General features: G+C 71.1%; 7 protein-coding genes and 1 pseudogene. 1 reads left to right on the forward strand and 7 read right to left on the reverse strand.

Annotated elements, in window-relative coordinates:
* The 6 genes and pseudogenes from IE311_RS29630 to IE311_RS29655 form a co-directional block, all read right to left on the reverse strand.
* A pseudogene (locus tag IE311_RS29630) lies at nt 1-464 on the reverse strand (hypothetical protein); the annotation flags it as partial.
* 1,098 nt (nt 465-1,562) lie between these two features.
* The gene (locus tag IE311_RS29635; protein ID WP_189834917.1) at nt 1,563-2,756 is read right to left on the reverse strand and encodes a Cmx/CmrA family chloramphenicol efflux MFS transporter; all 1,194 of its coding nucleotides are present in this window, start codon (nt 2,754-2,756) and stop codon (nt 1,563-1,565) included.
* A gap of 672 nt (nt 2,757-3,428) precedes the next feature.
* A complete protein-coding gene (locus tag IE311_RS29640; protein ID WP_189834918.1) occupies nt 3,429-4,163 on the reverse strand; it encodes a dienelactone hydrolase family protein in 735 nt (244 codons plus the stop codon).
* A gap of 983 nt (nt 4,164-5,146) precedes the next feature.
* Nucleotides 5,147-5,989, reverse strand: a complete 843-nt coding sequence (locus IE311_RS29645; RefSeq protein ID WP_189834919.1) for an NmrA family NAD(P)-binding protein — start codon at nt 5,987-5,989, stop codon at nt 5,147-5,149.
* A gap of 1,248 nt (nt 5,990-7,237) precedes the next feature.
* Nucleotides 7,238-8,419 (reverse strand): acyl-CoA dehydrogenase family protein, encoded by a 1,182-nt coding sequence (locus IE311_RS29650; RefSeq protein ID WP_189834920.1) that lies wholly within the window; start codon nt 8,417-8,419, stop codon nt 7,238-7,240.
* 971 nt (nt 8,420-9,390) lie between these two features.
* A complete protein-coding gene (locus tag IE311_RS29655; protein WP_189834974.1) occupies nt 9,391-10,821 on the reverse strand; it encodes an MFS transporter in 1,431 nt (476 codons plus the stop codon).
* A 263-nt stretch (nt 10,822-11,084) separates the two neighbouring features.
* On the opposite strand from IE311_RS29655, the gene IE311_RS29660 reads away from it, so the two are divergent.
* Nucleotides 11,085-11,516 carry a winged helix-turn-helix transcriptional regulator gene (locus IE311_RS29660; protein WP_189834921.1) on the forward strand — a complete coding sequence of 144 codons (432 nt, stop codon included), beginning with the start codon at nt 11,085-11,087 and terminating at the stop codon, nt 11,514-11,516.
* A gap of 447 nt (nt 11,517-11,963) precedes the next feature.
* Here IE311_RS29660 and IE311_RS29665 read toward each other — a convergent pair whose 3' ends face one another.
* A complete protein-coding gene (locus IE311_RS29665; RefSeq protein ID WP_189834922.1) occupies nt 11,964-13,700 on the reverse strand; it encodes an amidase in 1,737 nt (578 codons plus the stop codon).
* Between the last annotated feature and the right edge of the window lie 24 nt (nt 13,701-13,724).

The following is a 13,724-nucleotide window of genomic DNA, read 5'->3' on the forward strand; positions in this document are numbered from 1 at the left end:
CGAAGGAGCAGGGAGACGGCGTCGAAGACGGCACGCACCATGGCGACGGCCTGGATCGGGCGGAGGGCGGCACTCGACTCGGCGCCCTGTGTGAGTCCGTCGCGCAGCAGTCGGCTGCGGTCGAGTTCGGCGGCGAGTCCGGCCGTGATGAGCCCTGCGTCGGCGGCCCGCTCGATCAGGTCGTGGAGCGGCTCGTTCGTGGCCAGACGCTCGGCGAGGACGTGCTCCAGGGCGAACAGGGAATGCGTGACGGCGACGGTGGCGAACTCGTAGCGGAAACAGGAGTGCCGGATGAGCTCGCGGGAGGTTTCCATCGCGCTCATGACGTACATCGACGCGCCGCCCGGCAGAACCAGGTCGGCAACCAGGGCGTGCATGTCCGCATGGTCGAGTACGAGGTCGCGGGCGCGCGGGTCCCGTACCGGCAGGAGGAGCGGGCCGGGCGGCGGTGGCAGGGTGTTCACCGGCGCAGTCTTGTCGCCGGAGGGCTGTCGGTGCCATCGGTTTGGCTCGGGGCGGTCGGTGACCCTGCCGCATGTCGCCACCGGCCCGGCCCGGTCCGGCCTTGAAGACCAAGCTCGGCGACGCCACCTCGCGGAGCCCGGGGCGCAGCTGCAGGTGTGGCTGCCGGTACGGCTGCCGGAGGAAGTGGGAACGTTCCTCCTGCGTGGCGGCGCGGGAGGCGGGTTTCGCCGAGGGCCTGGCCGGAGGCGTCGTCGGCGTGGTCGTTGCCCGCAGTGAGCACGATCGGCAGCGGCAGGTCCCGGCCGTCGGCAGCGAGGTGAGTCCTTGGAGGTGAAGCCGGCGGTGGCGGTCCACCCGGTCCGGCCCATCGCGTCGGCACGGGCGGGAACGTGCTCCGGCAACGTCGCCCGCCCCGGCCCTGTCCGCTTCCCCGGGGGGACCGTTCGTCGTCCGCTTGCCAGGGCCCGCCCGTACCGCTCCGGGAGATCACACCACGGCGTCCCGGTCCGCAGCCGCCACAGCGCACCGCCGACCACCGGGCCATGGTCACGCCACGCACAGCAACTTCCACCCGCCCGCCCGCACGTCTGCCCGCCCGCCCGCCGCCCGCCCGTCCGTGCGTACGTGCGCACGTGCGTGCGTGCGTGCGTGGCAGGCAGGGGGCTCGGTCCGCTCCCGCGTCGTGTCCGTCGGCTCACCACGGCCCGCCACGGGATCAGTGATCAGGGACCTCTCGGTCCGGCTCGCGGGCGGTGTTCTCCACGAACCGGCTCAGCCGGTATGTGCTCCGCTCCGCCGGACGTCGGCACAGCGTGTCGATCCGGATGAGTGATGCGTCGGTCCCCGCCTGTCGCAGTCGCCGCGCGTACGCGCGCAGCTCTGCCTGGTCCTGTGTCTCAAGGACTTCTTCCCACTGCCCTGCGTCAGGCGCGGTGCGAGCAGCCGTCCGCCGACTCTCCGCCTCCTGCCGCCGTTTCCTCTTCGCTTGTCCTGGCATCGCCCCAGACTCTCCGGCCGATGCCGGCGCGGCAAGAACACTGCGCCGGGCATCACGTCCCCGTTCGGTGACCAGTCGTCAGGCGCGGCCCGGTGCCGGTTCAGCCGGGGAGCACCTCGGTGCTTCCTCCGGCCCCGGCCCCGGCCGCGGCCGTGGTGCGCAGGGGGAACGCGATGAGCAGCGCGGCGGCGGTCATGAGCCCGCTCGCCCACAGCGGCCCGAGGACTCCGGCCCGGGTGGTGAGGGTGGCCGCGGCGACGAGGGGTCCGACGGCGGCGCCGGCGTTGAGTGCCACGGTCGCATACGAGCCGTTCATGGTGGGGGCTTCGGCTGCCTCGTAGAGGACCCGGGTGATCAACGTGCTGCCCAGCGCGAAGGACAGGGCGCCCTGGACGAACACGAGGATGCACAGGGCGACCGGCTGGTCGGCCAGTACCGCCAGCACCGGCCAGCCGATGAGCAACAGCGGGCCGCCGGCTGCGAGGACCAGGCCGGGGTGCCGGTCGGAGAGCCGGCCGGCGAGGGTGACGCCCGCGAAGGAGCCGGCGCCGAAGAGGACCAGAACCACAGGGATCCACAGCTTGTCGAGCCCGGCTGCGCCGGTCACGACGGGGGCGAGGAAGGTGAAGCTTGCGAACGTCGCCGCGTTCACGAGCGCGCCGAGCAGCATGGCCAGGAGCAGCCGCGGCCTGGTGAGCAGGGCGAGTTCCGCTCGCAGGGCGGGCCCGCCCGTCCTCTGCGCCTTCACCCGTTTCGCGGAGATGCCCAGCAGAATGCCGAGGGCCGCCGGCAGGCAGAGAGCGGCGACGGCCCAGAACGCGGACCGCCAGCCGAACACGGTGCCGAGCAGCGACCCGCCGGGGACACCGGCAATCGTGGCCAGCGTCGTTCCTGACAGCAGCACGGCCAGTGCACGTCCCTTCCTGCCGGCCGGAACCAGCGTGGCGGCGGCCGTCAGAGCGACGGCCAGGAACCCTGCGTTCGCGAGCGCGGCAAGAACGCGGGTGGCGAACAGGATCGTGAAGCTGGTGGTGACGGCGCCCACGGCGTGAGCGGCGGCGAAGGCGAGGACGAATCCGAGAAGGCTGGAGCGCCTGGGCCAGTTGCGGGCGAGGGCGGCCACCACGGGAGCGCCGGCGATCATGCCGACGGCGAAGGCCGGGGTGAGCATGCCTGCGGTGGCGACGGTGACGCCGAAGTCCGCGGCGATGTCCGCCAGCAGGCCGGCGAGCATGAATTCCGAGGTGCCCATGGCGAAGACCGCCACGGCAAGCAGGTAGAGCGGGAGAGGCATCGAAGGCTCCGGGGTGAGGAGAAGGTACGAGACAGTCGTCTCTCGTCACCGCGGCCGGCCCCGAGGGCACACTCGTCCCACCGCGGAACGCGGTGCGACGACAGTGGCCGGGAGTTAAAGGGGGCTGACGGCGTGACCGAAAGCCCCCACCTTGTCTGACTCAGGACTCGACATGGCGCGCACGCTACCCGACCCGGGCCGCCCAAGGCACCCGTAAATCAGCGCCCTTGGCCTGTGTCACCGGACTCGGCATCCGGCCCGGGGGGGGACGGCCCGCAATCCTCGGCGCCGGCTTCACGGCTTCACCCCGCCGCGTGAGCAGGGCCTGCCCGCAGCAGGTCCCGGCACTGCCGCCGGAACCGGACAGGACCGCACCCGGCCCGGCCGGAGCGAGGGCCGCACCCGGCCCGGCCGGAGCGAGGGCGGCCCCCGCACCAGTGAGGACGGGGGCGGCCCCGCGACCACGGGGACAGTCCTGCGACGGCGGGGGCGGCCCCGTGGCGGCGGGGGCGCCCCGCCGGCGGCGAGGGCGGCCCTGCGGCGGTGGTGGATCACCGGTCGTTCTCGATCGGGTGCGGGTGCGGGTGCGGCGCCGGGCGGTACGGGCCGGCAGGCGCGGAGCCGAGTACGTCAGGTCGTCAGGTCCTCAGGTCTGGTTCCTGGCCCGGAGCCTCAGCTGTGGCCCAGGGTGCGGTCCAGGAGAGGGAGGAGCCGGTCCCAGTGACGCTTGAGCCCGAAGGCGCTGAAGGCGTCGGTGTCGGACATGGTGAAGCCGTGGACGGTGCCGGGGTAGATCTCGGAGGTGTGGCTGACGCCCGCGGTGTCCAGGGCGTGGTTGAGCTCGCCGAGGGCCTGGGGTGTCATGTCGCCTTCGGCGTGACCGAGGTGGACCTGGGCGGTGAGCCCGGAGAAGAGGCCGGGGCCGTCGGCGCCCACGGGGCCGTGGAACGCGGCGACGGCCGCGACGTGGCCGGGGTGGGCAGCGGCGGTGCGCATCGCCAGCAGGCCGCCTATGCAGTAGCCGGTCACCGCGACCGGGCCGGCACCGGCCTCGGGCTGGAGGGAGAGGAACCTGAGATAGGCGTCGGCGTCGCTCAGAACACGCTCGGCGGTGTGTGCCTCGATCAAGGGCATCAACTGGTCGAAGATCGCGGGCCGGGCCTCTTCTGCGATGTGCTCGGGAAGCTCGACCACCGGTGCCGGGCCGTGCCGGTAGAAGAGATTGGGGACGAGTACGTAGTACCCGTGCCCGGCCAGTTCGCGGGCCATCTCCCGCAGCACGGGACGGATGCCGAAGCCGTCCGCGTACATCAGTACCCCCGGGTGCTGCCCGGCGTCGCCGGGGAAGGCGGCGAACGCATCGGCGTGCCCGTCCGCGGTGGGAATCCGCAGCGTCGTGGTGTGCATGACTTCTCCTGTCGTGGTTGATGTGTGGAGCCTGTGATCAACACGACGAGGCGGAGCCCGCGCGGCAGCGAAGGATCCTGGGTCGAGCAGCGGGCCCGCACCGGCCCGTACGGCGCTCAGAGAAGCGCCGGGTCACCCATCCGTGTGCGGCGCAAGGCCTTCCCGGTAGTCATCCGCCCAACATAGTCCACAAGCCGTGACCGTCCGGTGCGCCGACCCGACCGCGCGCAGAAGCGGGAACGCGCGCGATGGCTGTCACGCTCCACGCGCGCAGGAATGAGGAGTTCCGACAGATCGCCCGCCCCCGGCGGACCGTGTCCGGTCTGCCCCTGGTCCGGGTTCTCGTTCACCTCTCGTGAGCAGGGTGCGCTCAAGGCCCCCGACGCCCGGTCCTGCGACGTGCCGGAACTCGCCGAACCAGGCGCCGCCGGACAGTCCGACCGCCCCACCGGTGAAATACCCCCGCCACAAACAGCTGTCGCACCCGCGGCGGCCAGGTGGCTGCGCGGTGCCGCACTCCGCGGTCTGCGCCTGCGTCGGGCCCGGCCGTCACGGCGCCCGCCCGCGCGCAGGGCTGCTCGCGCGGCCGCTGTGCCAGCTCTTCGCCGAACACGAGAAACGGCCTGTGAACGCGACCGCTCCCGACAGGCCGTTCACCCCACGGGGCCGGAGGTTCACCGGCAGGCGGCTTCGCCGGACAGACACCGGGCGCGCCTCACCTTCCAGACCCGCCCCGCCGGGACCGGCACCCCACCCTTCCGCCACACCACCACCGGCACCGCCACCGCCACCGCCACCGCCACCCACGATCCGGCCGCGGCCCGGACCACGCCGGCAGCCCCTCACCGCGCACCGGCAGACCCTCACCAGGCAGGCGCCCGCAAAAAAAAGGGGGGTGCCCGCCCGTCCGCGTTCCTGTCAGGAAAGCAGCCGGACGGGCACCCGTACGGACACCAGGGGCGCCAGGCACCCCGGGGGTGGGGTCAGACGTTCCACACGCCGCGCGCGGCGGCGTCCTTGACGAAGTCGGAGAAGTCGCGGGGTTCACGGCCCAGCACCCGCCGGACGGTGTCGGTGGGCGTGGCGTTCTTGTTGTCACGGATCTGCGCGACGAGATCGGCGACGAAGAGCGCGTAGTCGGCGGGCACGTCGTAACCGACGAGCTCCTCGACATAGGCCTGGTGCTCGACGGGAACGTAGCGGATGTCCCGGCCGGTGGCCTGGGCGATCTCCTTCACCGCCTCGTCCAGAGTCAGGGCCCGGGCACCGCTCAGCTCGTAGGTCTGTCCGGCATGACCGTCGCCCAGCAGGGCCTCGACCGCGACGGCGGCGACGTCCTCGGTGTCGACGAACGGCTCACGGCCCGATCCCGCGGGCAGCGACAGCTCACCGGAACGCACCCCGTCCAGCAGCACGCCCTCGTCGAAGTTCTGGAAGAACCAGTTCGGCCGCAGCACCGTCCACTCCGCACCGGACTCCTTCACCGCACGCTCACCGGCTATCAGCGACTTCCCGCCCACCGGCTCACTCACCCGGGCCTGCAACAGCACCAGCCGGCGGACCCTGCGGGCCACAGCGAGCCCGGACAGCTCACGCAGCGCGGCCTCGGCGTCCCAGACACCGGGCTTGTCCTGCGCATCCACCAGATAAGCGACATCAACACCCGCGAGCGCGGGCTCCCAGGTATTCACATCGTCCCAGTCGAAACGGACGTCACCCGAACGGCTGGCCGCACGGACGGTGACCCCGCGCTCCTTCAGCCGGTTCACGACACGGCGGCCGGTCTTACCCGTACCGCCGAGGACGAGAACGGTGGTGTCGGTCATGGCAATCGAGCCTTCCTGAACAGAGAGGGATGGACGAAACCGGGCCGTCCGCACACGCGGACGGCCCAGCCGGCCAGAACATGAAGACCGCCCAAACACCCGGCCACCCGGCCACCCGGCCACCCGGCACAACACACCGGGCCGAGGACCCCGCGGCGCAGCAGGGGCGAGGGCCCCACGCACCACCGCGGCACGGCAGGGCGAGGACCCGCGGCGAGGCGGGTCGGACCGCGGCGGGCCGGAGCAGCACGACAGCCGAAGACGCACGCCGGCCCGCAGCACTCCGGCCGGCCCGGGCAAGCGCCCGGCAACCGCAGCACCCCGGTATCCAGAACGCCACGAGCACTTACCCGAAGCGCCCCGGTGACCGGAACGCCACAAGCACCGGAGCTACCAGGACCGCGAAGCACCACAGTGACCGAAGTCCCCCGGTGACCACAGCGCGCCGGTGACCGGAGTCCCACGGCGGGACCGGAGGACCCCGGTGCCCGGAGTCCCACGGTGCCCGGCGGCCCATGGTGACCGGAGCGCCCCGGTGGGCAAAGCGCTGCGGCAGCAGGGGCGTTCCGCGGGACGAAGCACCCCGGTGACCGGAACCCCCGGGCAGGCGGAGCCACCCGGGGGGCAAAGCATCACGAATGCCTGGGCGTTGCGGCCGCCGGGGGCACCCCGGCAGACGGAGCCTCCCGGTGGCCGAAGCGTCACGGGCGCCTGGGCGTTGCGGCCGCCGGGGCACCCCGGGTGGCCAGGGTGCCTGGTGAGCGGAGCGGCTCCCGTGACCGGAGCACGGCGGCGACCGGAGCACCGCGATGGCCGGAGCGTTCCGGAGGCCGCAGTGCCCGTTCTGCCGGAACTGTTCGAGCCGGTAGGAGTGTCACGGTCACCGCAGTCGCTGCGAGGAACAGGACACCCTCCGGCCAGAGCACCACGCCACGGCGAGGACCACAGCGCCACGACAGCCCAAGCGCTACGGCGGCCGGCCTGAGTGCACCGGCCGGCCGAAGCCCTTCCCGTGGCCGCAAGGACACCAGCCGACCGGCGCCGTTCGAACAGCGGCCGGAGAGCTCCGGCAGACCGGCGGCCCTCCAAAAGCCTTCCGGAAGCCTCCGGTGGCCGAAGCGCCCCGGCCCCGGCGGGAGTAGCGCGGTGGGCCGGAGGCGTTGCGGCCACCCGTGACGGCGGGCCACCGGGCCCTGCGGCCGGCCGGCACACGGAGGAGGGGGTGTCCGGGCCGGCCGGCGGGACCGGTTAGAGGAACGGGGTGTCGGGGGCGAGCCCGAGGATGGCCCGTCCGTGGACTTCCTGGTTGGTGTTGAACGCGAACAGGGCGTGCAGGGCCAGGCCCCGGATGTCGCGGTGGTAGCGCTGGAACGGCACATCACGCAGGATCACCGACGCGCCGCTCGCCTCGAACAGCTCGTCGACCGCCTCCTTCGCCAGCTGGATGGCGAAAGCGGCCGTGCCACGGGCCGCGGCCCGCTCCTCCACCGACGGACCCGTCCCGGCGTCCGCGTGCTCCTGCAGCCGGCGCAGCCAGTTGTCCTGGAGCGCCTCGGCCGCCGCGATCTTGTTCGCGGCGATCGCGACCTGGATCTGGGTGACCGGGGACTGACTCTGGTCGGTCCAGGAGGTGTAGGTGATACCCCGGCCCGGGAGCCGGTCCAGGAACAGCTCGTAGGCACCCTTGGCGATCCCGATGTAGGCCGACGCGCCCTGAGCCATGAAGAACGGCACGAAGGCGTAGTTACGGCCGGTGGCACCGGTGTTCGCCCGGGAGCCGGTGGTACCGCCGAGGATCTCGATCAGGCTGGCCACCCGGTGCGCCGGAACCGACACGTTCTCGGCGGTCGCCGTCGAACTGCCCGTGCCCGCCCCGTACGCGGCGTGCCAGTCGTCGGCGATGGACAGCTCGCTGAAGGGAACCAGAGCCGCGAACGGAGCAGGCGTCCCGTCCGGACCGACGAGCAGCGCCGACAGCAGCGCCCAGTTCGCACCACGGGCACCGGAGAGCCACTTCCACGAACCACTGAGCGTGTACGAGCCGTCCTCGGCCGCCGTCAGAGTCCCCGAAGGCGTGAAACCGGTCGAGACACGCACCGCACCACCCGCGTACACCTCCTCCTGCGCCTTGTCGGGGAACAGGCTGGGAACCCAGGCCGAAGACACCCAGATCATCGACACCCAGCCCGTGGCCGTGTCCGCCCGGGCTATCTCACCCAGAATCCTGACCTGATCGGCGACCGGGGCCTCAAGGCCACCGAAACGCTTCGGGACCGCCAGACGGTACACACCGGCCTTGTCGAGGAGCTCGATGTTCTCGTCCGGGATCCAGCGACGCTCCTCGGCCTCGGGCCCGCTCTTGCGAAGCGTGTCGACGAGGCCTGTCACCTCGTCCAGCACCGCGGTGACGGCACTGTCGGTCGTGGTCATCCTGACTCCTCAGAAACTTTGCCGCAGCAACTTTACGGCGCGCTTCCTCTGCGCCGACGGGCATTCGTATTCTCGCAAAACCACACTCACGCACAGGTAACCCGGCACTCCCGAAAACCCCGAAACCATCCCGGACAGCCGGTTACCAAAAAATGACCGCCCCACACCGGAAACCCACCCCCGGCCAACCGCACAAACAGACCACAAAAACAGAGAACCCCAGAAACACCAGAAGGCCGGCCAAGCCCGGAAAGACCAAGGAGAAAACCAGAAGAGAAGACCAGGAGAAAAGACCAGGAGGGAAGGAAGGGAAGACCGCACGGACCGTAACAGCAGAAAGAACAGGAAGAACAGGAAGAGAAGAGAAGAACGGGACAGCGGTCAGGGAAAACCGGGGAGAACAGGGACCGAGGACCGGGAGAGCAGGGAGGGAGCACCGGGAGAGCGGGGGCGGAGCAACGGCAGGACAGGAAAGGAACGGGCCAGGCCCCCACACGGAAGAGAAACAGCACGACCTGGCGGCCCACCGGCCCCCAGCCACCACGAAACCAGCACAACCCGGCCCCCGACCGGGAATCCATGTCGGCCAGGAGACCGGGTTAGCCGGGAGCCCAGGTCGGCCGGGTGCGCCAGGAGACCGGGTTCGCCAGGAGACCGGGTTCGCCGGGAGGCCGGGAGACCGGGCCGGCCGGGAGGCCGGGAAAGGGCATTGCCCCGGCCGACCGGGGCACGGTCGCCGGGGCAATGCCGCTCACACGCGCGGAGAGTACGGAGAGTGCGGAAGGATTCCGCACCCCTGCGGAAGCGACGCGCGCGCGGGACTACAGGTACTACGGGACTACAGGTACTACGGGACTACAGGTACTACGGGACTACGGGACTACGGGACTACAGGTACAACGGCCGGGCCGGCCGCACCGCACCCGGGGCGGTTGCGCCTGCGGCGGGGACGGCCGCAGGCGCGACCGGAGTCACCTCGAGGCCTCGACCCGCTCGGCCGGGCCGGGAACCTCCGCCGGAACGGGCCCGGCGTCCTCGGCCCCGGCCCGGCTGCGCAGACCGAAGGCACTGATGAACGCGGCGACCAGCGCGGCGACCAGCGGCACGACCAGAGCGGCCTGGTAGCCGTCCAGCAGAGCCGCCGGCGACGTCCCCTCGGTGGCCGCGATGTTCACCGCGGCCACCGAGGACAGACCCAGCGCCGCACCGAACTGGAAGGACGTGTACAGCAGACCGCCGGCCACACCCTGCTCCTCCTCCGCGATCCCGTCGGTCGCCACGATCGTCAGCGGACCGTAGGCCAGGGAGAACGCCAGACCCAGAATGATCAGGCTCGGGAACATCGCCAGATACGTCCAGTCCGCACCCACCGGCAGGAACAGGGCGTAGGACAACGCGGCCAGCAGCAGACCGCCGAAGATCACCCGGGCGTTGCCGAACCTGGCCACCAGCTTCGGAGTCAGCGTCGGCGACAGCACCGCGTCCACACCGATGACGATCAGCGCGAAACTGGTCTGCAGCGTCGACCAGCCACGCAGCTCCTGCAGGTAGAGCACCGCGATGAACTGGAAACCGAAGAACCCCGCCGCGAACAGCATGCCCGCCAGATTCGCGCGGACCAGCGACCCGTTACGGAAGATCCCCAGACGCACCAGCGGCGAGGACGACTTCCGCTCGACCGCGACGAACACCAGGAACAGCACCAGACTCGCCCCGATCGTCCCGGCCGTCCACGCCGCCGACACGTGCGTGGCACGCTCGACACCGAAGACCAGGAGCAGGATGCCGCCGGTCACACTGACCGCACCCGCCAGGTCCACACCCTGACCCGTACGGTCCGGACGCGCCGACTTCGGAATCAGCACCACCGCCGCGATCAGGATCAGCAGCGACAGGATCACCGGAGCGAAGAACACCCACCGCCAGTTGATCGCGGCCAGCAGACCACCCACGACCAGACCGATCGAGAACCCGCCCGCGGCCGTACCCGAATACACCAGCAGAGCCTTGTTGCGCTGCGGACCCTCATCGAAACTCGTCGTGATGATCGACAGACCCGCCGGCGTCATGAACGCCGCCGCCACACCCGTCACGAAACGGGCCACGATCAGCATCCAGCCCTCGGTCGCGAACCCGCCCAGACCCGAGAACAACAAGAACACCACGAGCCAGAACACGAACATCTGACGACGCCCGAACAGATCCGCCGCCCGCCCGCCCAGCAGCATGAACCCGCCGTAACCCAGGACATAGGCGCTCATCACCCACTGGAGCATGCCCGTCGACATGTCCAGATCCTCACGGATCGACGGCAACGCCACATTCAGCATCGCCACATCAATACCCTCGAGGAAGATCGCGCCACACAGCACGAACAGCACGCCCCACGCGCGCCCGCTCATGCGGTCGGTACCGCTGCCCGAGGGGGATGGCAGTGTGGACACAGAATTTCTCCTTGCACGCGAAGGGAACAACAAAAAGGGGAACCAGCCGCATTCCTAAACGAGACCGCTTGAAAACCCCTTGAAGCCCGCGTGAGAACCCACCCGCCCACCACCGGCAACACACCCGACACGACAGGCCGCCCGGCAGCCCCGGGCCGCCAACACACCAGGCCCGGTCCCCACTTGTAACCACCCGCATCATGCGGCACCGTGGAACAACCATGGAAGAACGCACTTTAAAGTCACCAGGTCACTGCACAGGAACCGACCACGACTACGACGTCCTCCAATGGGACACCCGACAAGGCTGCGAAGTCCGACACATCCTCGACCGCGTCGCCGACAAATGGTCCCTCCTCACCATCGCCCACCTCGAACGCCACACCCTCCGCTTCTCCGAACTCCACCGCAACATCCAAGGCATCAGCCACCGCATGCTCACCGTCACCCTCCGCCAACTCGAACGCGACGGCCTCATCACCCGCACCATCCACCCCGTCATCCCCCCACGCGTCGACTACACCCTCACCCCCCTCGGCACCACCCTCCACACCACCATCCAAACCCTCGTCAACTGGACCGAACACCACCAACACGAAATCACCGCAGCCCGCACCGCCTACGACAACCGCCAACACAACCAACCCACCTAAACCCCCCAAACCCCCGGGGGCGCGGTCGGCGCGGGCATGCGCCGCCTCGAAGCGGCCGTCGGAGCGAAGCGCTTCGGCTACCCGGCCCGCGCGTGACCTCGTCACCCACGACGCCGAGCAACTGAACACGCCCCGCGCCGAACCGCCCGAGAAGACCGCGGGCCCACATGACCGGCTCAAGGCCGCCGCCCGGGAGAACGCCCGCCTCAAGCAGCAGGCCACCACCATCCGCGCTGCAGCCTCTCGGCGGACGTGGCGGCGGTCCTCCGGAGCCGACCCAGGGCAGTGGCCTGGCCGCCGATCGCATCGCGGACACCCTGACGCAACTGCCCCGGGTGATCGGCGGCCGCTGATCCGACCGCGGGGAGGGCGTGGCCGCATGCCACGCCCTCCCCGCAGTGTGGTCGGCTGCCGGCTGTCGCGATCAGCCCGGAGCGCTCCGTCAGGTCACTCCGCCGACAGGCGCGGCGTGCGCGGCGGGGACATGCGCCGGCTTCCGGTCTTCTCGAAGGCTGCCGCAAGGGTGAGCAGGGCATTGTCGTCGTAGGCGCGGCCGGCGAAGGTCAGCCCGACGGGCATGCCGATGTCGGCCATGGTGCCCATGGGCACGGTCACGGTCGGGATGCCGAGGTGGCGGGGGACCAGGTTGCCGTTGGCGACCCAGACGCCGTTGCGCCAGCCGAGGTCGGCAGAGGCCGCGTCGACGTCCATGTCCGCGGGGCCCACGTCGGCCACTGCGGGGAAGACCACCGCGTCGAGGCCCAGACCGTCCATCCACAGCTCCAGGTCGACGCGCCGCGTCTCCTCAAGACCGCGCAGCCCCTGCTCGAGGTGCGGCATGTCGGTGAGGGAGGCATACGGGCGCTCGCGTACAAGGCGGGGGTAGTCACTGATCGTGTCGTCGAAACCGTCGTACCGGTCGGGCAGTTCGCCCTCCTGCTTGGGCCAGATGCGGTCGCTGTCGACGTCGGCCAGGGTGGAGAGCGCCGGGTCGCCGTTGGCGCGCAGGAAGTCGTCCCACGCCCAGGCGGACAGGTCCTCGATCTCGAAGGTGAGGTACTCGCGGCCGACCAGTCCACGGGTGAACAGCGAGGGCGCGCCGGGGCGGTCGGACTCGTAGTTCGACACGACGGGGAAGTCGACCTCGACCACCTCGGCTCCGGCGGCCTCCAGGTCGCGACGGGCGGCCTCCCACAGCGCGATCACCGAGGGCCGCGTGTCGATGCGCTGCCCGGTCTGGCCGCCGATTCCTCCGTCGGGGTTCGTTCCGGCGACGGCATCGGCGTTGATGTACATCCGGGGCACGCCGACGCGCTTGCCGGCGAGCGCGTCGGAGGCGGCCTTGGCGTCGGCGGGGGCGAGGGCCGGGTAGGAGGCAGGGCGTACCTGCGACGGCGAGGGCAGCGGCACCCACGGCTGCGCGCGCCACAGGTCCCCACGCGTCTGCGGGTCGTCGGCGACGACGACGTCGAGCAGTTCGAGCAGGTCGGCCATGGTGCGGGTGTGCGGGACCACGACGTCCATGGTCGGTACGAGCGGCCAGTTGCCGCGGACCGAGATCACGCCGCGGCTCGGGGTGTAGGCACACAGCGCGTTGTTCGAAGCGGGGGCACGGCCCGAGGACCAGGTCTCCTCGCCGAGACCGAACGCGCCGAAGGACGCCGCCGTCGCCGTACCGGAGCCGTTGGAGGAACCGGAGCCATAGGCGCTGGTGAGCCAGTCGGCGCTGTACGGGCTCTCCGCGCGGCCGTACACGCCGCGCTGCATGCCGCCGTTCGCCATCGGCGGCATGTTGGTCAGGCCGATGAGGACCGCGCCCCCCGCGCGCAGTCGCTCGATGGCGAAGGCGTCGCGCTGGGCCACGAGGTGCTCGAACGCCGGGGAGCCGGACGCGGCCGTGAGCCCCTCGGCGAGGTAGCTGTCCTTGGCGGTGTACGGGATGCCGTCCAGCGGGCCCAGCGTCTCGCCGCGGGCGCGCCGGGCGTCGGAGGCCTCCGCGTCCGCCCGGGCGTGCGGGTTCATCACGACCATCGCGTTCAGGGCGGTGGCCGTACCGGGCCGGTCGTACGCGTCGATCCGCGCGAGGTAGGCCTCGAGCAGCCCTACCGCGGTCGTCTCGCCCTTCTCCAGCGCTATGCGCAGGTCGGCGATACAGGTCTCCACGACATCGAATCCGCGCGTCATGTGGGTCTCTCCTGGGTGGTGGGT

The sequence above is a fragment of the Streptomyces zaomyceticus genome (assembly GCF_014656215.1).
GTDB classification, from domain to species: Bacteria; Actinomycetota; Actinomycetes; order Streptomycetales; family Streptomycetaceae; genus Streptomyces; species Streptomyces zaomyceticus.

What these genes read in the sequence shown, in the direction of transcription:
- IE311_RS29635 (WP_189834917.1), bottom strand. Translation starts at nt 2,756, where the DNA reads ATGCCTCTCCCGCTCTACCTGCTTGCCGTGGCGGTCTTCGCCATGGGC.
- IE311_RS29640 (WP_189834918.1), bottom strand. Translation starts at nt 4,163, where the DNA reads ATGCACACCACGACGCTGCGGATTCCCACCGCGGACGGGCACGCCGAT.
- IE311_RS29645 (WP_189834919.1), bottom strand. Translation starts at nt 5,989, where the DNA reads ATGACCGACACCACCGTTCTCGTCCTCGGCGGTACGGGTAAGACCGGC.
- IE311_RS29650 (WP_189834920.1), bottom strand. Translation starts at nt 8,419, where the DNA reads ATGACCACGACCGACAGTGCCGTCACCGCGGTGCTGGACGAGGTGACA.
- IE311_RS29655 (WP_189834974.1), bottom strand. Translation starts at nt 10,821, where the DNA reads ATGAGCGGGCGCGCGTGGGGCGTGCTGTTCGTGCTGTGTGGCGCGATC.
- IE311_RS29660 (WP_189834921.1), top strand. Translation starts at nt 11,085, where the DNA reads ATGGAAGAACGCACTTTAAAGTCACCAGGTCACTGCACAGGAACCGAC.
- IE311_RS29665 (WP_189834922.1), bottom strand. Translation starts at nt 13,700, where the DNA reads ATGACGCGCGGATTCGATGTCGTGGAGACCTGTATCGCCGACCTGCGC.